24 protein-coding genes are annotated in these 26070 nt (G+C 43.5%); 15 read left to right on the top strand and 9 right to left on the bottom strand.

Going from position 1 to position 26070, the window contains the following annotated elements; genetic code table 11:
- Positions 1-16: 16 nt before the first annotated feature.
- The 8 genes from GPS65_RS05780 (at position 17) to GPS65_RS05815 (ending at position 7646) form a co-directional block, all read left to right on the top strand.
- On the top strand, positions 17-520 hold the full coding sequence (locus GPS65_RS05780) for a GNAT family N-acetyltransferase (RefSeq protein ID WP_119124409.1): 504 nt from the start codon (positions 17-19) through the stop codon (positions 518-520).
- A gap of 22 nt (positions 521-542) precedes the next feature.
- Positions 543-1337 (top strand): amino acid ABC transporter substrate-binding protein, encoded by a 795-nt coding sequence (locus tag GPS65_RS05785; protein ID WP_012008911.1) that lies wholly within the window; start codon positions 543-545, stop codon positions 1335-1337.
- 24 nt (positions 1338-1361) lie between these two features.
- Complete coding sequence (locus GPS65_RS05790; RefSeq protein ID WP_003214174.1) at positions 1362-2036, top strand: amino acid ABC transporter permease; 675 nt, start codon at positions 1362-1364, stop codon at positions 2034-2036.
- A 12-nt stretch (positions 2037-2048) separates the two neighbouring features.
- Complete coding sequence (locus GPS65_RS05795) at positions 2049-2795, top strand: amino acid ABC transporter ATP-binding protein (RefSeq protein ID WP_012008912.1); 747 nt, start codon at positions 2049-2051, stop codon at positions 2793-2795.
- Between the two features lie 33 nt (positions 2796-2828).
- The gene (locus tag GPS65_RS05800) at positions 2829-3986 is read left to right on the top strand and encodes an amidohydrolase (RefSeq protein WP_012008913.1); all 1158 of its coding nucleotides are present in this window, start codon (positions 2829-2831) and stop codon (positions 3984-3986) included.
- On the top strand, positions 3977-5311 hold the full coding sequence (locus tag GPS65_RS05805; protein ID WP_119124410.1) for an MmgE/PrpD family protein: 1335 nt from the start codon (positions 3977-3979) through the stop codon (positions 5309-5311). Before GPS65_RS05800 ends, GPS65_RS05805 begins: the two co-directional genes overlap by 10 nt.
- A gap of 234 nt (positions 5312-5545) precedes the next feature.
- Positions 5546-6229, top strand: coding sequence for a response regulator transcription factor (locus GPS65_RS05810; RefSeq protein WP_012008916.1), 684 nt, complete (start codon positions 5546-5548; stop codon positions 6227-6229).
- A complete protein-coding gene (locus tag GPS65_RS05815; protein ID WP_119124411.1) occupies positions 6219-7646 on the top strand; it encodes a sensor histidine kinase in 1428 nt (475 codons plus the stop codon). The genes GPS65_RS05810 and GPS65_RS05815 overlap by 11 nt, the downstream gene beginning before the upstream one ends.
- A gap of 28 nt (positions 7647-7674) precedes the next feature.
- Here the strand turns inward: GPS65_RS05815 and GPS65_RS05820 are convergent, their stop codons facing one another.
- The 5 genes from GPS65_RS05820 to GPS65_RS05840 all read right to left on the bottom strand — a co-directional run bounded on the left by GPS65_RS05820 (position 7675) and on the right by GPS65_RS05840 (position 13063).
- A complete protein-coding gene (locus tag GPS65_RS05820) occupies positions 7675-8520 on the bottom strand; it encodes a GAF domain-containing protein (protein ID WP_012008918.1) in 846 nt (281 codons plus the stop codon).
- Between the two features lie 164 nt (positions 8521-8684).
- Entirely contained in the window at positions 8685-10061 is a 1377-nt protein-coding gene (locus GPS65_RS05825; protein ID WP_012008919.1) for an aspartate kinase, read from the bottom strand.
- A gap of 172 nt (positions 10062-10233) precedes the next feature.
- Positions 10234-11667 (bottom strand): MDR family MFS transporter, encoded by a 1434-nt coding sequence (locus tag GPS65_RS05830; RefSeq protein ID WP_012008920.1) that lies wholly within the window; start codon positions 11665-11667, stop codon positions 10234-10236.
- A 16-nt stretch (positions 11668-11683) separates the two neighbouring features.
- Complete coding sequence (locus GPS65_RS05835; RefSeq protein ID WP_225970050.1) at positions 11684-12550, bottom strand: TetR/AcrR family transcriptional regulator; 867 nt, start codon at positions 12548-12550, stop codon at positions 11684-11686.
- A 138-nt stretch (positions 12551-12688) separates the two neighbouring features.
- Positions 12689-13063, bottom strand: a complete 375-nt coding sequence (locus GPS65_RS05840) for a hypothetical protein (protein WP_012008922.1) — start codon at positions 13061-13063, stop codon at positions 12689-12691.
- 112 nt (positions 13064-13175) lie between these two features.
- Between GPS65_RS05840 and GPS65_RS05845 the strand changes: the two genes are divergently transcribed.
- Positions 13176-13487, top strand: a complete 312-nt coding sequence (locus GPS65_RS05845) for an ArsR/SmtB family transcription factor (RefSeq protein WP_012008923.1) — start codon at positions 13176-13178, stop codon at positions 13485-13487.
- Between the two features lie 30 nt (positions 13488-13517).
- Here the strand turns inward: GPS65_RS05845 and gabR are convergent, their stop codons facing one another.
- Positions 13518-14942, bottom strand: coding sequence for a MocR-like transcriptional regulator GabR (gene gabR / locus GPS65_RS05850; protein WP_119124412.1), 1425 nt, complete (start codon positions 14940-14942; stop codon positions 13518-13520).
- Between the two features lie 108 nt (positions 14943-15050).
- On the opposite strand from gabR, the gene gabT reads away from it, so the two are divergent.
- The 3 genes from gabT to GPS65_RS05865 are packed head-to-tail and all read left to right on the top strand — an operon-like array spanning position 15051 to position 19146.
- Complete coding sequence (gene gabT, locus GPS65_RS05855) at positions 15051-16367, top strand: 4-aminobutyrate--2-oxoglutarate transaminase (protein WP_119124413.1); 1317 nt, start codon at positions 15051-15053, stop codon at positions 16365-16367.
- Positions 16368-16388: 21 nt separating this feature from the next.
- Positions 16389-17777 (top strand): APC family permease, encoded by a 1389-nt coding sequence (locus GPS65_RS05860; protein ID WP_088004213.1) that lies wholly within the window; start codon positions 16389-16391, stop codon positions 17775-17777.
- Complete coding sequence (locus GPS65_RS05865; protein ID WP_119124414.1) at positions 17752-19146, top strand: NAD-dependent succinate-semialdehyde dehydrogenase; 1395 nt, start codon at positions 17752-17754, stop codon at positions 19144-19146. The genes GPS65_RS05860 and GPS65_RS05865 overlap by 26 nt, the downstream gene beginning before the upstream one ends.
- A 233-nt stretch (positions 19147-19379) precedes the next feature.
- Here the strand turns inward: GPS65_RS05865 and GPS65_RS05870 are convergent, their stop codons facing one another.
- The 3 genes from GPS65_RS05870 to GPS65_RS05880 all read right to left on the bottom strand — a co-directional run bounded on the left by GPS65_RS05870 (position 19380) and on the right by GPS65_RS05880 (position 22399).
- A complete protein-coding gene (locus tag GPS65_RS05870; protein WP_012008928.1) occupies positions 19380-19976 on the bottom strand; it encodes an NAD(P)H-dependent oxidoreductase in 597 nt (198 codons plus the stop codon).
- A gap of 157 nt (positions 19977-20133) precedes the next feature.
- A complete protein-coding gene (locus GPS65_RS05875) occupies positions 20134-20748 on the bottom strand; it encodes a YcnI family copper-binding membrane protein (protein ID WP_012008930.1) in 615 nt (204 codons plus the stop codon).
- 16 nt (positions 20749-20764) lie between these two features.
- The gene (locus tag GPS65_RS05880) at positions 20765-22399 is read right to left on the bottom strand and encodes a copper resistance CopC/CopD family protein (RefSeq protein ID WP_012008931.1); all 1635 of its coding nucleotides are present in this window, start codon (positions 22397-22399) and stop codon (positions 20765-20767) included.
- Between the two features lie 506 nt (positions 22400-22905).
- Here GPS65_RS05880 and GPS65_RS05885 point away from each other — a divergent pair.
- The 3 genes from GPS65_RS05885 to GPS65_RS05895 all read left to right on the top strand — a co-directional run bounded on the left by GPS65_RS05885 (position 22906) and on the right by GPS65_RS05895 (position 26002).
- Positions 22906-24348 (top strand): PTS mannitol transporter subunit IIBC, encoded by a 1443-nt coding sequence (locus GPS65_RS05885; protein ID WP_012008932.1) that lies wholly within the window; start codon positions 22906-22908, stop codon positions 24346-24348.
- Between the two features lie 96 nt (positions 24349-24444).
- A complete protein-coding gene (locus GPS65_RS05890; RefSeq protein ID WP_012008933.1) occupies positions 24445-24879 on the top strand; it encodes a PTS mannitol transporter subunit IIA in 435 nt (144 codons plus the stop codon).
- A 1-nt stretch (position 24880) separates the two neighbouring features.
- On the top strand, positions 24881-26002 hold the full coding sequence (locus GPS65_RS05895) for a mannitol-1-phosphate 5-dehydrogenase (RefSeq protein WP_012008934.1): 1122 nt from the start codon (positions 24881-24883) through the stop codon (positions 26000-26002).
- The last annotated feature ends 68 nt before the right edge of the window (positions 26003-26070 follow it).

Raw genomic sequence — 26070 nt, forward strand, 5'->3', positions numbered from 1 at the left:
GGTGAGGTGACCAACGTTGGGATACACGTTTCGTCTGGCAACAGAGGCAGATATAGAGGCGCTGCTTGAACTGACAACAAGAGCTTATGAGCCAATCCGTGAGCTCGGCATCCAGTTCCAAGCAGCACATGCTGATTTCGCTCTCGTTCAGAAAAATGTACAAAAGAATCTTTGCTATGTGATGGAAGAAAACGGAGAGCTTCTATCCACCTTGTCGCTCCGTATGCCTTGGGGAGAACAGCCAGGTCCGTTCGGTGTCCCTCACATTTGGTGGTTTGCCTCAGAACCATCCGCCAAAAAAGGGACAGGCTCTATCTTGCTGGAATGGGTGGAAACCGAAGTGCTAAGAGATACCTTAAAGGTGCCATACGTATCTTTAGGTACAGCTGATAAGCATCCGTGGCTCATAGACATGTATGAGCGCAAAGGCTACGTCAGAGCAGGAGAAAAGGATTTAGGCAAGGGTCATATCACGGTTTATTTGAAAAAACAACTAAGGTCAGATATTACACAACCATAAGAGGAAAGAAGGGTATACGAACATGAAAAACAAAAAGTGGCTAGTCATTCTATTTGCAGCAATGCTGGCAGTTTTAGCAGCTTGCGGCGGCAACAATCAGAGTGAAGGAAAAGACGAAAAAGTATTAAAAGTAGGCGCCACAGGGCAAAGCTATCCGTTTGCTTATAAAGACAATGGCAAGCTTGTTGGCTTTGATGTTGAAGTCACTGAAGCTATCGCAAAAAAACTAGGCTATAAACTAGACTGGCAGTTAAGTGAATTCAGCGGACTAATGGGGCAGCTGACATCTGGTAAGCTGGATACAGTGTCAAACCAAGTCGCAGTCACAGATGAGCGTAAACAAACGTTTAACTTTACTGATACGTACGCATATGCAGGAACACAAATCATCGTGAAAAAGGACAACAACGACATCAAAGGTCTTGATGATTTAAAAGGAAAAACAGTGGCGGCAGTTCTTGGTTCTAACCATGCCAAAAACTTAGAGAGCAAAGATCCGGACAAAAAAATCAATATTAAAACATATGAAACGCAAGATGGTGTCTTAAATGAAGTGGCAAATGGCCGCGTAGATGCTTATGTCAACGGACGCAGTGTATTACTGGCTCAAATTGAAAAAACAGGTCTGCCGCTCAAAATTGTTGGCAACCCCATTGTGTATGAAGAAGTAGGCTACCCATTTGCCAAAGATAAAAAGCATGACAAGCTAAGAGAAGAATTTAACAAAGCGATCAAAGAATTAAGAGAAGACGGGACACTGAAAAAATTGTCTGAGAAGTATTTCAAAGACGATGTCACGGTGCCAATTAAAAAATAACGACAGCGGCGGTGAAGAGCAGACATGAACAAAATTGATTGGCAGTATATGGTGACGGTTTTTCCGACATTGATTCAATACTTGCCGATAACGATCTTCATGGCGATTGTCTCCATGGTATTTGCCATTATCATTGGTGTGGTATTCGCTCTTATTACGAAAAACCGGATACCTGTTTTATACCAATTTGCCAAGCTGTATATTTCTTTTTTCAGAGCGGTTCCAACCTTGGTTCAGCTCTTTCTCATTTATTTTGGTCTTCCGCAGCTATTCCCTGCGATGACTTCAATGGATGCCCTAACAGCGGTCATTATCGGATTAAGTATTAAAAACTCAGCATACTTAGCAGAAATTTTCAGAGCGGCCCTCAACTCTGTAGATGAAGGGCAGCTAGAAGCTTGTCTATCTGTCGGCATGACAAGATGGCAATCTTACGTCAGAATTATTTTCCCGCAGGCAATTAGAAATGCGATTCCAGCAACGGGGAATACTTTTATCGGTCTTTTAAAAGAAACATCTCTTGCCTTTACGATTGGTGTGGCAGAAATGTTTGCACAAGGGAAGATGATTGCGTCAGCGAACTATAAATACTTTGAAACCTATTTAGCTGTAGGGATTGTGTATTGGGTGATGACCATCATTTATAGCTTCCTTCAAGACCTATTTGAACGAAAAATCAGCAAACCTTACCGGAATTAAGGAGGTGTGGACATGATCAAGCTCACCAATTTGAAGAAATCATTTGGCGACCTTGTCGTCTTAGACGGAATCAATCTTGACGTGCAAAAAGGGCAGGTTGTGGCCATTATCGGACCTTCTGGCTCCGGTAAATCCACCTTGCTGCGCTGCTTAAATTTATTAGAAATACCAGATGAAGGCACGATTGAAATTGGCGATGCAAAGCTCGATGCGTCTAAATATACACGAAAAGAAGCCCATCACCTGCGTCAACAAACAGCTATGGTGTTTCAAAACTATAATTTGTTTAAAAACAAGACAGCACTGCAAAATATTACAGAATCACTGCTTGTGACGAAAAAAATGACGAAGCAACAGGCAAATGAGATTGGAATGAAGCTGCTAAAGCAGGTAGGATTAGAGCAAAAGGCTGACAGCTATCCAGTCACGTTATCTGGCGGACAGCAGCAGCGAATCGGGATTGCCCGCGCATTAGCGGTTGATCCACATGCGATTTTACTCGATGAACCAACATCGGCACTTGATCCAGAGCTTGTATCGGGTGTGCTTCAAGTGATTAAATCCATTGCCATCCAAGAAACAACGATGATCATCGTGACACATGAAATGGCGTTTGCAAGAGAAGTAGCAGACCATGTGATTTTCATGGCAGATGGTCATATTATTGAACAGGGCACACCAACTGAGTTATTTGATGAAACGAAGAATGAACGAACAAAACGATTTATCCAAAAAGAAGCAGCGGCTGAAGAAGCATAAGCTGCTTTTTACTCTTTAGAGGGGTGAGTATCAGTGAAATCAATAGGAAATGAAGCATTAAACAAACGTTTAATTAACATTCGCCGAGCGCTTCATGAGCATCCAGAGCTGGCATTTGAAGAATATGAAACGACTAAAAAACTGCGCAGCTGGTTAGAAGAGGAGGGGATCACCGTACTCGATTTTCCAGCTCTTCAAACAGGTGTTGTCTGTGAAATCAAAGGAGAACAAGAGGGACCAACGATTGTCCTGAGGGCTGATATTGATGCACTTCCGATTGAAGAAGCATCTGGCGAACCATTTTCCTCAAAGGTACCGGGGAAAATGCATGCTTGCGGTCATGATTTCCATACAGCTTCTATCTTTGGAGCGACTCTTTTATTAAAAGAACGGAAACACGAGATCAAAGGAACGGTCCGTATTTTGTTTCAGCCGGCTGAGGAAGTCGCGCAAGGAGCAAAACATGTCATAGAGGCAGGCGTTTTAGATGGAGTGGATGCCATTTTTGGTATGCACAACAAACCTAACCTGCCAGTTGGCACTATAGGCGTTAGAGAAAAAGCTTTAATGGCGAGTGTAGACCGGTTTGAAATCGATATTAAAGGAACGGGTGGTCATGCAGGTATTCCGAATCACACGGTAGATCCCATTGCCATCAGCGGGCAGATCACAAGTGCTCTTCAACAAATCGTCAGCCGGCGAATCAGCTCATTGCATCATGCAGTCGTCAGTATCACACGTATTCAAGGCGGTACATCATGGAATGTGATTCCTGATCGTGTTGAGATGGAAGGAACCGTTCGGACATTTGAGCCTGAAGTGAGAGCGATGATTCCAGAGCTCATGAAGCAAATCGTAAGGGGGATTGCCGAAGGATTTGGGGCAAAAGGCGAAGTGAAATGGCATCCGTATTTGCCTTCTGTGCTAAATGACGATCGTTTAACAAAGGTGGTCAAAGAAACGGCAAGCGCGCTGGATCTCACAGTCGTTCAGGCAGAGCAGTCACCGGGCGGAGAAGATTTTGCCCTTTATCAAGAACACATTCCAGGCTTTTTCGTATGGATGGGGACGAGCGGTACCGAGGAATGGCATCATCCCGCCTTTACACTGAATGAAGGCGCACTCCCTGTTGCCGCTGCCTTTTTTGCCGAGCTTGCTGTTCGGGCATTGGAGTCACGATCATGGAATTAACAAAACAATTGGCAGAGGCTGTACTGTCTGCTGATCCACTTCAAGATCATCGGGCGGTAGAAATGGCTCGACATGGTCTGTTAGACGCTGCGGCGGCGGCGCTTGCTGCGAAAGAGGACGAAGGAATTCAAAAGCTCATGGCACTTGTGGAACAAGAAGGCGGAGAAGCTCAAATTCCTGTCATCGGACAAGGGAAAAAGGTCAGCCGTCAATCCGCAGCGATGCTGAACGGCTACTTGATCCACGCCCTTGATTATGATGATGTGCATTCAGACGTGAGAGGACACCCAAGTGCGGTGATCATTCCAGCATTGCTATCACAGCTATCAGACGGAAAAGGGTTTGGCGATCGATTTTTAGCAGCCTACATCACAGGCGTTGAAGTGATGGCAAGGCTTGGCGAATCCATCGGCAAAGCGCATTATGAGCGAGGCTGGCATAATACCGGAACCCTTGGAGCCATTGCGGCAGTATGTGCCATTGGGTATTTAAAAAAGGTCTCACAGGAAGAGTTAATGAAGGCAATCGGCTTTGCTGGAGCGCAATCTGCCGGCATGCGAAAGCAGTTCGGCTCTGATATGAAACCATTACAAGCCGGCTTAGCGGCTAGAACAGCCGTATGGTCCATGGATTTAGCTTACTCAGGTTTTGGCGGGAATGAATCGATTCTTGATGGCACGCTTGGTTTCTTTTCGCTCTATGGAGATCAGGAGCGTGCGGAAAGTCGTTTTCTAGATGGGTATGGTACAACATGGCGTATTGTCTCGCCAGGGCTGTGGTTCAAAGTGTATCCGTTCTGCTCAGCGGCGCATCATGCTGCCGATGCAATCCTATCCTTAATGAAAGAGCATCCTTTCTCACCGGAGCAGGTGAAACAAGTAGATGTCCTGTTCCCGCCTGGCGGAGATGCAGCGCTTATTGAGCGGACACCTTCGACTGGAGAAGAAGGGCGATTCAGTGTCGAATATGTGATCGCACTTGCCGCGTTTGGACAGACGCTGGCGCTGGATGCCTTTACGAAAAAACCTATTTCATCACAAATACGCACATGGATGAAACGGGTGAAGAGAGGATACGACCAAACGATAGAACCTCATCCAGATGCTGTCCCAAAAGGTCGCTTTACGATTGTGAAGCTCACCTTGTCTGATGGCACCACCATCAGCAAACGAGTCGATATTCCGCGGGGAGCACCTGGCCATGCACTATCGAAAGAAGACATCATGCAAAAATTAAACAGTGTTACGGACGCATTTTATGCACAGCAGATCTTACAGGCCGTTGAAGACGGAAACGATTCTTCTTATAAGCAGATGCTGGCATGATCAAGAAAGAGAGCTCACCCTTAATAGGTGAGCTCTCTTTACGTACATAATCCTATCCTATTTAAAATAACAATACAATTCACTACAACATCTCACTCTATTAAAAAGTATGAAGAAAAGATGACCAAACTATGATAAGTTCAAGAAATCACTTGAATCCAATTGAGATTTAAGATGGAACATGTAAAATAAAGCTACATAAAAGAAATACAATGGCAACAGCGGAGGCTGATGATGAAGATATTAATGATTGAAGACAATCAGAGTGTGTGTACAATGACCGAAATGTTTTTTCAAAGAGAAGGGTTTCAGGCGGAATTCGTTCATGATGGTCAAGACGGCTTAAATCGGTTTAAGCAAGAAGATGATTGGGATCTGCTGATATTAGATATCATGCTTCCTTCAATGGATGGTCTAACCATCTGTCAAAAGGTGCGTCAGATCAGTGATGTTCCGATCATTATGCTGACAGCAAAGGAGACGGAGTCTGATCAGGTGCTTGGTTTTGATCTAGGGGCAGATGATTATGTGACCAAGCCTTTTAGCCCCCTGACCTTAATGGCAAGAATCAAAGCGGTGAAACGCCGATTCACGCAAACAACGATTCAAAAAGAAGACGAACGTCTGGCAACAGCACATTTCCTGTTAGATAAAAAAACAAGAGAGGTTTTTCTAGATGGTGAGCCAATTGAGAATCTGACGCCGAAGGAATATGATTTGCTGTGCTTTTTTATTCAGCACCCTCGGCAAGTATTTTCGCGCGAGCAATTGCTGGAGCAAATTTGGGGATATCAATTTTATGGAGATGAACGAACGGTCGATGTTCATATTAAACGGCTGCGCCAAAAAATCGGAGACGGACCTAAGCCCTTTCTGTATACGGTATGGGGCGTAGGGTATAAGTTCGATGAAGATTAAATATTTTTACCAGCTTCTGATGAGTCACCTTGGGTTATTGCTCATTGCCATCATTATTATCAGCACCCTCATGTCTCATTTTGTGAAAGATATTGCCTATCAGAACAAAGTGGATGAAATGAAATCTTATGGGAATGAAATTTTGCGGAATTTTCAACAGCTACCGAAAGCCGAGATGAACTTCCGCCTCCGTCCATTTGAAGACATTCTCTCGACAAGACAAATTCGCTTTTTCGTCTTTGATGAAAAAGGGAATGTACTAACTCAGCAGCAAGAGATGCCGCCGCATGAAGCTTTACTCACAAAGGATTTGTGGACTAAGCTCGCAAAAGGAGAAGACATCATTGTCAAGCGGAGTGATTCACGCCGACTTGATCAAGAAGCATCCCTTGTGGCACTTCCTGTCATAGAGGACGGAAAGCTGAAGGGCGGGGTTGTGCTCATTGCTCCTATTCAAGGAGCAGAGGAACTAATTGCTCAAATGAATCGGTATTTATATATCATCGTGTTTGTGGCATTGACGATTACTTTTATTCTCAGTCTGTTTCTGTCGAAGTTTCATGTGAATCGTATTAAAAAACTGAGAGAGGCAACTGAGAAAATTGCGCATGGTGACTACAACATCCATCTTGAAAACAAACACCTTGATGAAATTGGCACACTAGGTGAGGATTTTAATATGATGGCGAATCGTCTTCAACGGTCAAGGGAGGAAATTGACCGGCTCGAAAAACGGAGACGACAATTTATCGCAGATGTGTCTCACGAATTGAAAACACCGCTGACGACCATTCGAGGATTGGTCGAATGGCTGAATACTGCGGATGTGCCGGCAGAAGAGAAAGAGAAATGCTATGCGCTCATCACTGATGAGACAAAACGAATGCTGCGTCTCGTCAATGAAAATATGGATTATGAGAAAATCAGGTCGAATCAAATCACCCTTCAAAAATTTCACTATCCACTCATTGATACGTTTGAAGTGATCAAGGAGCAACTGAATCGTATGGCTGAAGAGAAAAACAATCAGCTCATTGTAGAGGTGAATCCTGACCAAAAGGTATACGCAGATTATGATCGGCTCATTCAAATCCTCGTCAACATCACAAAGAACGCTATTCAGTTTACAGAAGGCGGCCGCATTGTGTTGAGAGGGAAAGAAGAGGATGGGGAAACGATCATTGAAGTAGAAGACACAGGAGTAGGTATTGCACCAGAAGAAGTCAAACACATTTGGGAACGTTTTTATAAAGCGGATATTTCGAGAACGACTACACCGTATGGAGAATATGGACTTGGCTTGTCCATCGTCAAGCAGCTCGTGGATTTGCATGAAGGACAGATTGATTTGAAAAGTGAGAAATATAAGGGAACGACATTTACGATTCGTTTACCGCTGTCACAACAAAAGGGCTAACTGATGTTAGCCCTTTTGTGTTCATTCCTTATTCCGTCTTAGTAAACGTCAAGCCAATATGAGCAAGTGCCTGCGGCAAGTCTTTCCGAATGGTGATGTCTTTAAAGGAAATATTCGATTGAATCGCACTTAAAGCAAGGTCCTGTTTAATTCCTGTTAAAACAGCCGAAATCCCTAAAAGTCTCAGCGTTTGCGCATAGCTGACCAAATATTGAATGCTCTGTTCATTCAGGCGTTTTGTTCCCGATACATCAATGACCAAATGAGAGAGCGACAGCCTGTAGCTTTCCTGTAAAATGGTTTCTAATATATGCTGAGCACGTGTCTCCTCGATATCACCAAGTAGAGGAAGCACAGCGACACCGTCAACAACTGGGACGATCGGTACAGATAATTGCTGAATCTGCCGGTTGGCACGGTCTAGTTCAAGAACGTAGCTTAATAGAGAAGCCATCGTTTCAAACATATGCACATGCTCATCTGTGAATTGTTGCGGCCTTGAATCAAGCCCGCAAATCGTTCCGTAGTTCGTACCATCTGTAAAATCAATCGGCACTCCGATGAATGATCCGCCTTGGAGACGTTTCGTGACCTCTAAGGATTTAGAACGGTCATCCGATGATATATCAGGGATCACAAGCGTAGCCTGATGATCGACCGCCAGCTTGCAAAATGTCTTCTCGTAAGGAATTTCTTCTCCTTCGTCAAGAAGCTGCTCGTCATGATTTAGCACCTTTACAATCTGATTGGTGGTTTGATCGTTTTTAGCAATAAACAGTGTATTCACATTAGTGAATTGACTCATCATATTTAAAATACTCGTAGAAGCATCATGAAAATTGCGAAACTGTTTTAATAGTTGTTGACGAGGCATTGTTTTAGGACTCCTTGTAGCTCCGATCATATATCGGAACAATAGTTGGTTTGTCTCTATCATACAAAATCAAACGAGAAATAGATATACTTTAATGCGCGAATCCATGTGAATCGGGCGAGAACAAAAAAGGCTGCCGATCCTGAGATCTGGCAGCCTGCTCATTAAAGAGAGACAGGAACAGTAGACATAGAGAAAAATTCCTCATACAACGCTTGCACAGCTTCTTTTTCTTGAGCCGCTTTGACGCCAAACATCATGCTGACCTCTGAGGAGCCTTGATTGATCATTTCAATATTGACCTTCGCTTTTGACAGCGCCTTTGCCGCTCTTGCTGTGGTGCCAACATTGTGACGCATCGCTTCTCCTACAATCATAATGAGGGAGAGATTCGGTTCTAACACGACCTCATCTGCATCAAGCACTAGCTTTAAGCGATCGAGTAGCTCTTGTTCAATATGTTGCTCCTCCAACTGATCCTGCCTTAAAATAATGTTCATATCATCAATGCCAGAAGGGACATGCTCATACGTAAGTCCATATTCCTCTAACGTTTGCAGCACCTTACGCCCAAAACCGACTTCTCGGTTCATTAAATATTTGCTAATATAAATGCTGCAAAATCCACTGTCTGAAGCGATTCCGACAACGGGTCCATTGGTATGATCCCGCTGGTTCACGATTTTTGTGCCTTTTGCCGAAGGGTTATTGGTGTTTTTAATCTGCACAGGAATGCCTGCACGGAAGGCTGGAATGAGTGCTTCGTCATGGAAAACGGAAAAACCAGCATAGGATAGCTCGCGCATTTCCCTGTATGTTAGCTCTGTAATCTCCTTTGGCTCATGAACGATCGTTGGATTGACAGCATAAACAGCATCCACATCTGTAAAGTTTTCGTACACATCTGCCTTCAAACCGTTTGCCAAAATGGAACCGGTAATATCGGAGCCGCTGCGAGAAAAGGTAACGATGTCTCCCGATAAACTAAATCCAAAAAAGCCAGGGAATATGATGATGCCAGAGCGCTCTCTTAATTTATACAAATGATCATATGACTCTGGAAGGACTTGCGCTTGACCAGGCTCATCGCTCACAAATAAACCAGCTTCCTTTGGGTTCACATAGTGAGCTTCGACACCTTGATAGCGGAAATAGGCAGCAATCAGCTTTGCGTTATTGTCTTCACCGCTTGCTTTAATGGCATCAAGATATCGCTCAGGATGAGACGTATCTGCCTGTAAGAGGCTATCTAGATCTTGCCGGATGGTGTCAATCACGTCATGACTTAACCCAAGTTCATCCGCAATCGAGGCATACCGTTCAATGACAGCTTCCTGTAAATCGTGTGCTTCGCCTAAACGTAAATATTGCTCACCACAGCTAATTAATAGATCGGTGACCTTCGTATCCGTTGAATGCCGTTTTCCTGGTGCGGAAACAACGACTGCTTTTCGAGCTGGATCTGCTGTTACAATGTCAAATACCTTTTGCAGCTGCTTGCCAGATGCAAGTGAACTGCCACCAAATTTAACGACCTTCAATGCATACATCTCCTATAGTAAAAATTTTCTCACAAATTGAATAGTTCCTATTATCAACTCTTTTCTTTAAATTATCAAGGTTTTTCTTCATGGAAAATACAAATGTGTTTTTGGGGAGGACGATAACGTGAGTATATGAAAAAAGAGCCGGCGATATGCCGAGCTCTTTTTCTTATGAAGAAGAGGAGGAGGAAGATAACTCCTGCTTCATCACTTTAGAATTGCGTTTTTCCTTTAAGAAAAAGGAGAGGACGAGCCCAAGGACTGCGATCAGACCAGAAATGAAGAATGACGTATTCATTCCATGAACGGCTGATTTTAAGGGGCTGGCCAATTCTGCATTTGCAGCAGAGCTGCTCATGATGGAGACAAGCACAGCTGTCCCAATGGAACCACCCATTTGTCTCATCGTGTTATTCATCGCTGTCCCATGCGGGATCAAATGAGGCGGTAAAGAGTTAATACCTGCTGTTGTCAGCGGCATCATGATCATCCCAACACCGATCAAGCGAAGTGTGTAAGCGACTGTAATGAGGGCGATGGATGAATCAAGGGTGAGCAGCATAAATGGCAAGGTCGTCACGGTAAGTATCGTAAACCCGCCTAATGCCAGCCCTTTTCCGCCGACTTTATCAAAAATCCGTCCAATAATTGGTGAGAGGAGCCCCATAAAGAGTGCACCAGGCAATAAGATCAGCCCTGTATCAAGAGCAGACAATCCTCTCACATTTTGCGTATAGAGCGGCAAAATCGTCTCTGTCCCAATCAATAAAGCAAAAACAAGCATCCCAAGGAAGGTCGTTAAGCTAAAGATCGCAAACTTAAAGACGCCAAACTCAAGCATCGGTCTTGTCAAATTCGACTGACGCAGAATAAAGAAGAACAAGCTCACAGCGCCGACAATCAGCGAAATGAGGACAGTGGCGCTCGTCCAGCCATATGTGCCAACACTAGAAAATCCGTAAAGCAGTCCGCCGAAACCGAAGGACGACAAGATGACTGATAACACATCAATTCGTGTTTCTCTTTGCTGCGTTACATTTTTCATTAAGAAGAAAGCAAGAATGAGATCAATGATACCGATTGGCAGAACAATATAGAACAAGAACTTCCAGCTGAAGGAATCAACAATCCAGCCGCCAAGTGTTGGTCCAAGAGCTGGTGCGAAAGATATGACAAGTCCGACCATACCCATTGCCTGACCACGTTTTTCTTTCGGGAAAATGGTTAAAAAGATCGTTTGCATCAGCGGCATTAAAATCCCTGCGCCGGCTGCCTGCACGATACGCGCTGCAAGTAATACAGGGAAATTCGTTGCAAATGAAGCAAGAATGGTACCGGCTGTAAAGATGCTAAGCGCTGTTAAAACTAAAGAACGGCTAGAAAATTTCTCGATTAAGAAAGCCGTGATCGGGATGAGGATCCCGTTTGTCAGCATAAAGGCTGTGGTGAGCCACTGTCCTTTGCTGACATCAATATTGAATTCCTCCATGATATGTGGGATCGCTGGAATCAGCAATGTTTGGTTTAAAATGGCAACGAATGCCCCAACGAGGAAAATCCCCACAATCACAGATCGATTATACGATGTTGTAGATTGATTCATGTTATCCCTTCTTTATCTATAAGATGATGCTTTTCAGCTGTGACACGTTTTGTGATAAAACGCTGTTTTTGCCTAAATAATCAAGTAGTGAACTGATTAAAAAGGTTCTCGGTTGGTCCTTTGATAATTCTTCACTTAGCAGTTCAAACGCAGAGAGGAGATCGTCCTTTTCTTCTCCGTTTGACAGTGTGTGAAGCTCTTGTTTGATCTTCGTTAAGTACGAGATGACAAGCTTTTCTTCATCATATTCATCCTGTGTGGAAAGCAAATAAGAGTCCATCAGCTCATCTGTTAGCACAGGCTCAATAGAGCAAGGCTTTTTCGATACACGGTCCATCACACCGATAATCATTTCAGCGGCATTTTCTAATTGGATGTTCTTGCGCTCAATCGCCAGCATTAAGATGAATTCTCTCATTAATCCGTTGAGGACAATGACAAGATCCCAGACGTAAGGCGCAACAGATTCACCATATGTGCTTAAAATAATGTCTCTGTGCCGCTGCATGATAATGGTGCGTGTCTCACGTAAATGCTTAATGACAATGGGCGAATGCTGTGAAAAAGCTTCAAAGGACAGCATATTCAAAAATTTATGATTCTCTTTAAACTCTTCAAGCTCAAGCTTGATCTTCTTTGTGAATTTTTCCTTTTTGGACAGCGTCGTTTCTGAATGAATGATCTGAGAAATCTCTCTCATTTTGCACTGATTGTATTTAATCAGTTCTAATAGAAGAGCTTCTTTTGAATCAAACAGTTTATAAATAGACGCTTTTGATATTTTACAGGCATCGGCGATTGACTGCATGGAGACACTCATATAGCCTTTTTGAGAAAATAATTTCTTCGAAACCCGCAAAATCTCTTCTTGCTTTTCGTTCATCTTCATAAGTCCTTTCCGAATCGGCAAAACCATATGGTCACAATGGAAACCGAGTGGTCACTTTTGCAATGATAACAAAACCAATGACCTATGACAAGAAAAGAAACTTAAAAAAATACCTATCTTATGACAGGTATTTTATCCTTCTGCATGTGCGGCATATATGATGATCTGTCCGTTAAGTTCGGCAATCAAAAGGTCGTTTCGCTCCTTGACAGAGTAAATCGCTGTCCCTTTTTTCAAATGGGTAGCCGTGCCATGATGAAAATGTTTGGCAGCAGTTTTCTGAATCACACCTAATTGCTGATCTTTAGTGACGGTTAATTGATGGGTCCAATCTACATTTGCTTCATAGACCGTTTTTCCCCATTGAAATAAATCTGCCTGTTCATCGAGAGCTAATACCTCTTCTGCACTAGGTCGTTTTGACTCAAATTGCTGAACAGATTGGCAAGCGCATAAGCTCGTTGCCAATAAGAGCATGAATAAGCAAGTCCATATTGTACGTGTCAAAAAGGTTCTTCCCTTCAAAATAGTGTCTATGAGTCATAGTCGTTTCCGCGTTACAATGTCATAGTCGAGTAACGAGATTGTATGTTAGAACAAAATACGATACATTTATCGTATGAATAATCCAACCCATCCAACCCAAGAAGACATGAGACTGATTTCTGTTTTGCACGCATTGGCTGATCCAATTCGGTTAGAAATTGTCCGCTGCTTAGCAGAAGCGGGGGAGAGGACATGCGGCACGTATGAGATGAATATTGCCAAATCTACGCTTTCCCATCACTTCAAAGTGCTGAGGGAGGCAGGCATTGTGAAGGTGAGAATTGACGGAAAACACCGCTACTATTCTTTAAGAAAAGAAGACATCGAGACCGCTTTTCCTGGGCTCATGTCATCCATTCTAGCCGTAGATAAAGAGCGGTGGTAAGCCAGCTGTCTAGTAGAGCAGCTGGCTGTTTTATTTCCCATAAATCGCCTCATACAGACGTTTTACCGCCGGCTCAATATCCTCTGGTCTCATATGAGAGAAGCCGAGGACGAGCGGAACAAAGCCTTCCTGATGCCCCGGTAATTGCTCATCAAGGGTAAAACGGTCCATTCCATACATTTTCAGCTTTCTTTCTTTGGCTCGCTGTAAAATCTCATGTTGCGTGCGGTTTGAACGGAACTCTGCGATAAAATGAAGTCCAGCATTTTCCCCAATAATTCGCACATTTTCAGCAAACACCGTGTCGAGCTCTTCAATGAGTTGCTTCCGCTTTTCCTCATATAAACCATTCATTCTTTTAATATGCCGCTGATACGCACCATCCTTTATAAAATGAAGAAGGGTGTATTGTGTAAAAAGGTTGGCTGTTTGAATGAAGAAGTGCTGTTTTTCTTTATAACGTCTCAATAAATGCTGCGGGAGCACCATGTAGCTTATTCTTAAGCCTGGCAACAATGATTTTGAAAAGGTTCCCATATAAATGACTTTGTCATATCGATCCAAACTTTGCAGTGCCGGAATGCTGTCTGTTCCGTACTTGAATTCACTGTCATAATCATCCTCAATAATATAACGGTCTTGCTGATCGGCTGCCCAGTTTAAGAGCTGAATCCGCCGGGAAATTGGCATAATCACTCCTGTTGGGAATTGATGTGAGGGGGTAATGATCAACACATTCGGCTCTTTCTTCTGAATGTCACTCATCCGTACTCCTTTTTGATCAATGCCAATCGTTTCAATTTGATGATGATTGCTTTTCAGCATTTGATAGAGTCGGCGATAGCCAGGGTTTTCTAACCCGTATACTTGATCAGCTGGAAGAATGCTTGATAACGAATGAATAAGTGACTGCGTGCCTGCACTTAAAATGAGCTGTTCTGGATAGCATTTGACTCCCCGTGCCAGCCCAATTAACCGGGCAATTGTTTCTCGAAGCTCGTACACGCCTTGTGGATGCGGAAGCTCACCAAATGCTTCTTGGTGGAGACTGATTGCCTTTTGTTCACTTTTCAGCCAGCTTTTAAAAGGAAAATTGGCTGTATCCACAGAGATATGTGAAAAGGAATACCAATCGTCTCGTGCAATCGGCTCTTCTTTTAAATCTGCTGGAAGGGAAGAGGGTTTCAGCTGACCTGACTCGTGAAACGTTTCGAGTGATTCCACGAAGAAACCTTTGCGTTCAACTGAATATAAATATCCTTCGGCAAGTAGCTGCTGATATGCGCCATTTACTGAATTGACGCTGACATTTAATGTATCGGCTAACTCTCGTTTTGAAGGTAATTGATCGTGCGGCTGAAGGTTTCGATTTAAAATTTCACCTTTAATTTTCGTGTAAATTTGATGATAAATAAATCCGTTTGCCCCTGTTTGATCTAGTTGAATTGTCAGCATGTCGTCATTCCTTCCTCTCTGGTACCATGAAAAAAATGATATTGGTACTTTCTATCATACCAAAAAATATTCAGAATAATAAAAAAGACATAAAGGGGATGGATGACAATGAGTCAAACGACAACAAACCGTTTTTCAACTGAGGAATGGCAGGGGAAAAGAGATCAATACGTCGCAAGAGGCGTGAGTAATGGCAACCGTCATCTTGCAGCAAAGGGGAAGGGTGCCGAGCTATTCGATATCGATGGGAAACGTTTTATCGATTTTGCTGGCGCGATTGGTACGTTAAATGTAGGACATTCACATCCAAAGGTTGTGGAAGCCGTCAAAGCACAGGCAGACAGTCTGATTCACCCAGGCTTCAACGTGATGATGTACGAATCGTATATCGAATTGGCAGAGAAGCTATGTCACCTCACACCAGGTGACCATGACAAAAAAGCCATTTTCCTTAATTCAGGTGCAGAAGCTGTTGAGAATGCGGTGAAAATTGCACGTAAATATACGAAAAGGCAGGCCGTTGTGTCGTTTACAAGAGGCTTCCACGGCAGAACGAATATGACGATGAGCATGACGAGTAAGGTCAAGCCATACAAATTTGGGTTCGGACCATTTGCGTCAGAGGTGTATCAAGCGCCATACCCATATTACTATCAGAAGCCAGAAGGATTAAGCGATGCAGCCTACGATGAGTACATCATTGATCAATTCAATCAATTTTTCGTCGCTACTGTTGCACCAGAAACTGTTGCGTGTGTGGTCATGGAGCCAGTCCAAGGGGAGGGCGGATTCATTGTACCATCGAAGCGTTTTGTTCAGCATGTTGCTTCATTCTGTCAGCAGCACGGGATAGTGTTTGTAGCAGATGAAATCCAAACAGGCTTTGCAAGAACAGGGAAATACTTTGCGATTGAGCACTTTGATGTGGTGCCGGACTTAATCACTGTGTCAAAATCTCTTGCTGCTGGGTTGCCACTAAGCGGCGTTGTCGGCAGAAAGGAACTGCTTGATGCGGCAGATCCAGGGGAGCTGGGGGGAACATATGCAGGAAGTCCATTAGGCTGTGTGGCAGCACTAGCAGTTCTTGATATTATTGAAACAGAACAACTGAATCAACGATCTGAACACATTGGACAAGTCATTGAGGACAAAGCAAATGATTGGAGAACAAAATATCCATTCATTGGGGAAGTCCGCCGGTTAGGGGCAATGGCGGCAATTGAAATTGTGGAAGATCAAACAACGCGTACACCAGATAAGAAAACAGCCGCAGCGATTGCATCATATGCAAACGAGCACGGGCTGCTCTTATTAACGGCAGGGATTAATGGGAATATTATTCGCTTCTTAACACCACTTGTCATCACAGATGAGCTGCTTCAAGAAGGACTAGGGATCATCGAGGACGCCTTCAAAGCACGCTAAACAACAAAGGGGGATGGTTGTATGCAAAAACAACAAATGGCAAAAACCATGTCGCAGTCAGACGTACTGTTTTTATCCATTGGTGCAATGCTTGGATGGGGCTGGGTTGTACTTTCAGGAGATTGGATTTTAACAGCAGGATTTTTAGGTAGTGTCATCGCCTTTGTCATCGGCGGTATTCTCGTCATTTTTATTGGACTCACGTATGCTGAGCTTTCGTCTGCCATTCCAGAGACGGGAGGAGGGCTTGTCTTTGTCCAGCGGGCATTTGGGATAAAATCCGCTTTTGTCTCGGCATGGGGCGTGCTGTTTGGTTATGTCTCGGTCATTACGTTTGAGGCGGTTGCACTGCCAACTGTTATTGATTATGTCATTCCAACACAGCATGTTGGCTTCCTATGGAATATAGGGGGATGGGACGTTTATTTTACATGGGTGTTGATTGGATCTGGTGGTGCTTTATTTTTAACAGCGCTTAACTACATTGGCGCCAAGCCAGCTGCTATTTTTCAATCTGTTTTTACAGTGGCCATTATCCTGACAGGCTTCCTTCTTTTAGGCGGCGCCACATTTAACGGAAATCTAGCAAACCTTGAGCCGATGTTTCAAGGCGGGGTTGGCGGTCTCATGGCAGTTTTAGTCATGATTCCCTTTTTATTTGTTGGCTTTGATGTCATTCCTCAAGTGGCGGCGGAGATCAATGCGCCAAAGAAAATCATTGGGAGGATTCTCATTATCTCCATCGTGAGTGCGGTCGTATTTTATCTGCTTATTGTCTTTGGGGTAGCTGCGGGGCTATCAAAAGGACAGCTTGAAGCCTCTTCCTTGGCGACTGCAGATGCGATGGTGCAACTTCTCGGTCATCAAGCATTTGGGACAGTGCTTGTCATTGGTGGTGTAGCAGGGATTGTGACGAGCTGGAATGCTTTTATCATCGGTGCAAGTCGTATTCTATATGCGATGGCGGAAAGAGGCATGATTTCCAAATGGTTTGCGTATATTCATCCAAAGTATAAAACGCCGACAAATGCCATTTTATTTCTTGGTGCTTTGGCTTTTTTCGCTCCATTATTAGGGCGCCCTGCCCTTGTATGGATTGTCAATGCAGGTGGTGTCGGGATCATTGTCGGTTACTTAATTGTGTCCATTGCCTTTATGAAACTTCGTAAAGCAGAACCAGAACTTGAGCGTCCATACCGCATTAAATATTGGCGGACGACAGGCGTTTTAGCCATCGGGCTGAGTCTCCTTTTTCTTTCATTTTATTTTCCGGGGATGCCGGCCTCCTTATCATGGCCAGCTGAATGGATATTGCTTTTAGGTTGGGCACTCATTGGGTATATACTATATGTAATGAATCCTAGAACGAAGGAGACGGTAGAGCATGACAAACGAACTCAAAGTGTATAATCCTGCAACAGGAGAAGAAATTGCTTCAGTTGCTCAGCATACAAAAGAACAAATTGAAGACGCCATTTCGCGCTCACATCAAGCATTCAAAGCATGGGCAAAAACGTCAGCGCATGAACGTGCCAATATCATTCGCAAGTGGTTTGATCTCATGATTGAACATAAAGAAAGGCTCGCAAAAATCATCACGGAAGAGAACGGGAAGCCATATCAAGAAGCATTAGGGGAAATCGTTTATGCAGCTGGATATATAGAATGGTACGCAGAGGAAGCCAAACGTATCTATGGTAGAACCATTCCGTCACATACGACGAACAAACGCCTTTTTGTCACAAAGCAGCCAGTTGGACCTGTTGCGGCCATTACACCGTGGAATTTCCCAGCAGCCATGATCACGAGAAAGGCAGCACCAGCACTTGCAGCGGGCTGTACCTTTATTGTGAAGCCTGCTGAAGACACGCCGCTGACGGCTATTGAACTTGTGAAATTAGGCCACGAAGCCGGAATCCCAGAGGATGCCCTGCAATGGGTGATCGGAGATGGAAAAGAAGTCGGTGAAATATTCACAGATAGCCCACTGATTCGCAAAATCACATTCACAGGCTCAACGCCAGTCGGAAAGCATTTGATCAAAAACAGTGCAAGTACAGTTAAGCATGTATCAATGGAGCTTGGTGGTCATGCCCCGCTCATCGTAGACAAAGATGCCAATCTTGAACTAGCTGTCAAACAAGCAATGGCATCTAAGTTCCGTAATGCAGGACAAACCTGTGTCTGTGCCAACCGCTTAATTGTGCATGAAGACATTCATGAAGCATTTGCTCAAGTCTTTAGCAAAGAGGTCGAAAAGCTGAAAGTGGGAAATGGCTTTGAAGAAGGCACATCCATCGGCCCAATTATCAACAAGCGCGGCTTTGATAAAATTGTCAGCCAAATTCAAGATGCAGTCGATAAAGGGGCGAAAATCCTTGTCGGCGGAGATACGCATTTCGATGATGACAAGTCGTATTATTTTGTCCAGCCAACTGTTCTCACACATGTAGACCCTTCCATGAACATCATGCATGAAGAAACCTTTGGTCCAGTGGCACCGATTACGACGTTCAAAACACTAGATGAAGCAATTGAATTAGCGAATGACACACCTTTTGGTCTTGCAGCTTATTTCTTTACAGAAAATTATCGAAACGGCCTCTACATTTCAGAGAATCTCGATTATGGGATTATTGGCTGGAATGATGGGGGTCCATCGGCTGTCCAAGCACCATTCGGAGGAATGAAAGAAAGCGGAATTGGCCGTGAAGGCGGCATCGAAGGGATCGAACCTTATTTAGAAACCAAATATGTATCTATTGGTTTAGACGAATAGACGTGAAAAAGACTGCCTGAGGAATCTTGGCAGTCTCAGCGTGTAGACAAACCATCGCATTCGTTGTCAGGTCTGCGCTTCGGTGCTCACGAATGTCAAATTCGCTCCGCTCCGGTGCTCGTCCTTCCTAGACTGCAAAGGTTTTCTATCACGCTGAAAAGAAGACAAAGGGCAATTTCGTCCTTTGTCAACTATCTGTGACTGCCTGAGAAATCTCGGCAGTCTTTTTTATGTTAAACAGCCGGCGGAAAGAGCTGCTCCACCGTTTCTTTTGTTTCTTTCAGAATTTCATGGATGTAATCTGCGGGTGCCTGCTCCATGCTGCTGAACAAAAGTCGTTCAACAGGCTCAATACCAATATAATTGAAGACTTCTGTATCTGCTGTCATGCGATGGGAGGCAGAAAAGATCAGGTTAGAGTCAAGAAAGGCCCTTGGTGCATCGTGCGTGTTGATAATAACACCTTTTTTATGTCGAAGCAGGTTTTCAATAGCCCCATGCTCGTTGATTTGATAAGCGAAGCCCTCAGAAAAAACACGTTCTACATAGCCCTTTAACATAGCGGGTAAGCCTGTCCACCAAATAGGAAAAATAAACGTTAGGACATCAGCTTGCTGAATCAGCTTCTGCTCTGTTTGAATGGCCATCGGGACATCCCCCTGTTTGATCGCAGCCTTTTCCCAAATGCTTAGTTCTGGCGAAAAACCAAGAGCATAAACATCACGAACAGTCACTTTATGACCATTGTTCAAAAGAGTACTAACAACAAGATCTAATAAGGTTTGATTTAAGCTTTGCTGGGGATGAGCAAATATAATGAGATGGTTCATCTTAAAGCCTCCTAGGTGGTCATGTGTCTCATTATGGCATGCGCGTTAATCCTATTCAATCCTATAATGGTAATAATAGGTTGGGAAAATGGTCTTGTGTTCAAGGTGAAAAGAAACAAAGCGATCGTTTCTATGAAAACGATCGCTTACGAATCAATTATTTTTTTCTAAAAGCAAGCCCAAGCGCAATGAGTGCTAAAACTAGAGCAGCAATGGACAACCCTAGCACAAGTGGTGAAGAAGAATTGGAGGCTGTTTCTGATGCCTTTTCTTCTTTAGGTTTTTCTTGACCATGGGAATCCGTTACCGTATTAGAGGCGACAATGTTTGTGATTGAATGCGGCTTATCAGCCTCTTTATCGCCAGTCCATTCAACGACCGTTCCATCCTTATAATATTGATATGCATCCCATGCAGCTTCGCCTGCTTTTTCAGGGTTTTTCGCTACAAAAACGAATTGCTGGAACTGTCCGGCAAGCACGCCTTTACCCGTTGCTTCCCAAGTTACTCTTGTCACCTTGCCATCTTTTTCTTCAGTTGACGTTTTCCAGCCGGGTACTGGCTCGTATTGCTGGAATTCTACGCCCTTAGGCATTGTGATGACAACCTTTGTTGTTGGACTGTCACTTTCAGAAGGTACTTTCAACGTGTATGTTTCCCACGCATTTGTCGCAGATGTATCCGGTTTAACCGTGACGTGCGCACTCACAGGAATCGCCAATAAAAATGAAGCGAGAAGCATTGGTAATAAAGCTTTAACATATTTTTTCATATGGTATGAACTCCTTTTAGTTTCTTCTAATAAATGTGGTATCGATATTTTCAAAAGAACCAGTTAACGCATGGATTTCAATTTTCCAAGTGCCTTTTTCATTTAACAAGAGGTTTTCAGCAGAGTAATGACCATTTTTTAATCGTTTCAGCTGAAATTCACTCGGTTTCTCTTCACCGAATAAGGCGACTTTATGGATCTTGGCCGACACAGATTGGATATCAGTGATCGTTTGTCCATCCTTTTTCGTAAATGCGACCTCGAATGTGTTTTTCCCCGGGGCATTCGGCGTTATGCTCATGGACACAATGTCACGATGCTCCACTTGGTTTGCGCCGAAGAACGGCTCAGGTGCAGGCGGAGGAGGACTTGGAATATTGGTAAACACAGCTGTTAATAACAAAATAGCGATTCCGATCATCCACTCAGCACGTAACGAAACGTTTCGTTTCTGTTTCTTTTCCCATCTGAGCATCAAGTAATGGACAAGCCCAAGAAGGCCCATCAAGATAAATAAACCAAGCTTGATTAAAAAGGTTCGTCCGTATGCTGATTCGAAAAGAGCATCAAACGATTGCAAAATAAAGATTGCATTCACAAATCCTGAAAACACAATGAGTCCAACAGAGAGCAGTGCCCAAGGGTGAAACGCCTTTAACGTATTTCTGATGAGCGGCTGATCTCCATTTGGCAGCTTCTTCAACAATAAAAGCACAATGGCTGTTAAACCACCGACCCAGATCGATGCAGAAACGAGATGGATAAAATCAAGTGACGTTGTCAGTATTTTATTATCAGTTGCTGCTGGGTGTCCGATTTGTGCTTTCAGCCAGAGAAGTACTGCGAATAGGAGCAGTGGAAACAACCATACCTGAAAAGAAGTAAAATCCCCTTTTTTCATCGCAACGATGCTCCAGATGGTTAGTAGAACAAATGACACCATGAGCATCATCCACAAACTACCGCCAGAAGTCGACGCAATGGTTTCTTGCAGAAGCGATGGCTGAAATGCTCCCAAAAAGGAAACGTCTGCCGCTGATTTGGTTTGAATCGGCAGCTGAAACACGAGAGCTCCGCCCATCATGATCAGTGACAATGTCAAAAGCCGTCTCATTCGTTTCGCTAATATAGGTGAAATGGCTGCCCGAAACCATAACAGTCCAAACAAAATGGTCCCGAGAAATAAACTAAACGACGTATAAAGAAAGGCTTTGTCTATGGTCGAGGCAACATCAATAGATTCGTTCGGTTGACCTTGATCTAATTGGTCAAAACCGCCATCCGCTTTGCCAATACTAAACGGGATCATACCAGAGACAGAGTGACCGTCTGCTGATACTGCATTCCACTGAATGGTATAAATCCCCTTTGGTAAATCCTTTTTTAAAGCAGCTTCCATGATTTTTTGATCTTTAATGACCGTATCTCCTTGATCCACACGATCCCCTTTTGCATTTAGCACCTTAATGGCATGAAATCCACTTTCGATTCCTTCACTAAATGTGATAGAGACCGAAGGAGGCTGCTTCTCCAGCTCTTCATTTGCAGCTGGATTCGAACTGACGACGTATGCATGGGCAAATGCTTCCTTTGGAATGAAAAAAGCGAACGTGATGATCAGAAGCAGAAGCCACTTACTATGTTTCAACAAGGTAATAACCGCCTTTCTACCTTTGAAAATGTCTCATGTATCAGAAAGAAAGCGGCAGTAAACTGTGAGTCACAGAAAAAACCGCTCCTCCTATTGTGCCGCTCACTCTAAAAGGTAAACGAAACAAACAGCAAGATGGTTCACTTTTTCTGTGTCATGTCTGCGCAGACATTTCTTGATTGAATAAGTTTGATCATGTATAAGCCTATTCGATTTAAGAAGAGGAAACAAGAAGTGACGATTTAAAAGTTGTGAAATTCCGATGAATTTTGCGTCAAAACCACGGCACGTCAACCTTTTTACCCGGATTTCCCTATGCTCTGAAAGAGAATTCATATCATATTTCAATTTTGTCACACACTAAGTGACAAAGTGACATTTAGTTTCAATTGAAGGGAAAGTGAAAGCGTTTTACGATAGGGGTAAGGGCTTCACTGACACTTGTTCTTATATCTTTTGACCTATAAAGCCCTCAATAAAGGGAGAGAAGAAAGGAGTTTTCATAGATGCAGGAAAAAAGCGGATTTCGCGTAAAAGTACAGCGCTTTGGAAGCTATTTAAGCGGCATGATTATGCCGAATATTGGAGCATTTATCGCTTGGGGACTCATTACGGCACTGTTTATTCCGAGTGGCTATTTGCCAAATGAACAGTTAGCTACACTTGTGGGCCCAATGATCAACTACTTACTGCCGCTCTTAATCGGTTACACAGGCGGTAAACTCGTATACGACCATCGAGGCGGGGTACTCGGTGCAACCGCAACGATTGGGGTCATTGTCGGGTCAGATATTCCGATGTTTTTAGGTGCCATGATCATGGGACCACTTGGCGGTTACTTGATTAAGAAAATTGATCAGCTCTTCAAAGATCGAATCAAATCGGGCTTTGAGATGCTTGTGAATAATTTTACGGCAGGGATTCTAGGTGCCATTCTTGTCGCGATTGCCTTCTATGCTATCGGACCAGTTGTACTTGGTCTAAATAAAGCCCTTGCGGCAGGTGTAGATATCATTGTGAATGCACATTTGCTTCCGCTGGCAAGTATTTTCATTGAACCAGCAAAAGTCTTGTTCTTAAACAATGCGATTAACCAAGGAATCTTAGGTCCGTTAGGGGTAGAGCAAGCGGCGAAGACAGGGCAGTCTGTTCTGTTCTTGCTTGAAACAAACCCAGGACCAGGTTTAGGTGTCTTACTTGCATACATGTTCTTCGGAAGAGGGAACGCAAAGCAGTCTGCACCGGGTGCGATTGTCATTCAATTTTTAGGCGGTATTCATGAGATTTACTTCCCGTACATCTTAATGAAACCAAAGCTTATTTTAGCGGTCATTGCAGGGGGAGCGAGCGGCGTTCTGACCTTTACCCTGTTAAATGCAGGCTTAAAGGCTGTGCCGTCACCAGGAAGTATTATCGCTCTTATGCTCATGTCACCAAAAGGCGGACATCTTGCTGTTCTAGCAGGTGTCGTCGTGGCAACCGTCGTCTCTTTCCTTGTCGCTTCTGTAATTTTAAAAGCCTCTAAAGCAGTTGACGAGGATTTAACAGCAGCAACAGAAAAAATGCAGGACATGAAAGGGAAGAAAAGTGCAGCAGCAGCTGCTCTTACAGCTCAAAAAGAAGGTGCTGAAGCAAACGAACAAGCAGCATCTCCAAGTGATGTGATTCCAGATGACGTGAACAAAATCATCTTTGCCTGCGATGCAGGAATGGGCTCAAGTGCGATGGGCGCATCCATTTTAAAGAATAAAGTCAAAAAGGCAGAGCTTGATATTGATGTGACAAACACATCCATCAGCAACATTCCGAATGACGCTGATGTGGTCTTTACTCATAAAGATTTAACAGACAGAGCGAAGGCGAAATTGCCAGGCGCTGTGCATATCTCAGTAGATAATTTCTTAAACAGTCCGAAATACGATGAGCTGATTGAGAAATTGAAAAAATAACATGATGAAACGGGTTGAGTTCAATTTTTCTTCATTGAACTCCCCGTTTTGGTTGTTTTCCTGATTTTCCATTCTAAAAAAGGTGTGTGATCATTCATGAAACAAGTACTTTCAAAAGACAATATTTTTCTAAACGAACAAGCAGGATCGAAAGAAGAAGCCATCAAAAAAGCAGGCGAAGTCTTAGTGGCAAATGGCTATGTCACAAGTGATTATGTTGACAAAATGTTTGAAAGAGAAAATATCTCATCTACATTTATGGGCAATGGGATTGCGATACCTCATGGAACAGAGGATGCAAAAGCAGCTGTCCTTCATTCTGGGATTTCCATCATTCAAATTCCAGATGGTGTTGAATACGGCGAAGGAAATATCGCCAAAGTCGTTTTTGGCATCGCTGGTAAAAACAACGAACATCTCGATATTCTTTCTCAAATTGCGATTGTCTGTTCAGAAGAGGAAAATGTAGAACGCATTATCCATGCCAAGGATCAGGATGAACTGATCGCCATCTTTAACGAGGTGAACTAACATGAAGGCACTTCATTTTGGAGCAGGGAATATTGGCAGAGGGTTTATCGGATCTTTGTTAAAAACATCAGGTTTTGAGCTTGTCTTTACCGATGTAAATGAAGCGGTCATCAACGAGCTGAATGCACGAGGAGAATACACGGTTGAACTCGCAGCACCAGGTCAGAAGCAAGAAATAGTCGGCCCAGTGACAGCGATTAATTCTGCACAAGATCCAGCGGCATTAACAGAGGCTGTGGCATCAGCCGATTTGATTACAACAGCTGTTGGACCAGCTGTTTTGAAGATCATTGCTTCATCCATTGCAGAGGGACTAAAACAGAAAAACCCTGACCATATTATCAACATCGTGGCATGTGAAAATATGATTGGAGGCAGCTCTCATTTAAAAGAAGCTGTTTTCTCTCATCTCACAGAAGAGGAACAAAAGGCGCTGTCACAAACAGTTGGTTTTCCAAACGCTGCTGTGGACCGCATTGTACCGATTCAGCACCATGAGGATATTCTAAAAGTATCAGTCGAGCCTTTTTTCGAGTGGGTCATTGATGAGACTGGCTTTATCGGAGACGTTCCTCAAATTGACGGAGCAACCTTTGTACAAGATTTGACGCCGTATATTGAGCGCAAGCTCTTTACTGTCAATACAGGACATGCGCTAGCAGCTTATGTCGGGTATCAGCAAGGTGTTCAAACGATTAAAGAAGCCGTCGATACACCAGAGATTCGTCAGGTAGTTGAAGGTGCACTTCACGAAACGGGCAGTTATTTAATCGACACATACGGCTTTAAAAAAGAAGAACATGATGCGTATATACAAAAAATCATCAAACGATTCGAAAATGTTTTTATTTCCGATGAAGTCACTCGTGTCGCACGCTCTCCTCTTAGAAAGCTAGGAGCAGATGACCGTTTAATCGGTCCTGCGAAAAAGATGAAGCAGCCAGTGTACTTAATCAAAGGCATTGCTGCAGCTCTTGCTTATGACTTTGCCGAAGACGAAGAAGCGGTTCGTTTGCAGAAATTAAGAAAAGAAAAAGGCATTGAAGGTGTGCTAGAAGAAGTATGTGGCCTCACGCCAACAGATGATCTTTATCAAGCCATTCTGAAAGAAACAACTCGATAATCAGAAAAATCCCTTTCCAACGAGTGAAAGGGATTTTTTGATGACTTTTTTAATACTTTATCCCGTTT

Origin of the sequence: Bacillus pumilus, assembly GCF_009937765.1 — a bacterium.
Taxonomy (GTDB): domain Bacteria; phylum Bacillota; class Bacilli; order Bacillales; family Bacillaceae; genus Bacillus; species Bacillus pumilus_O.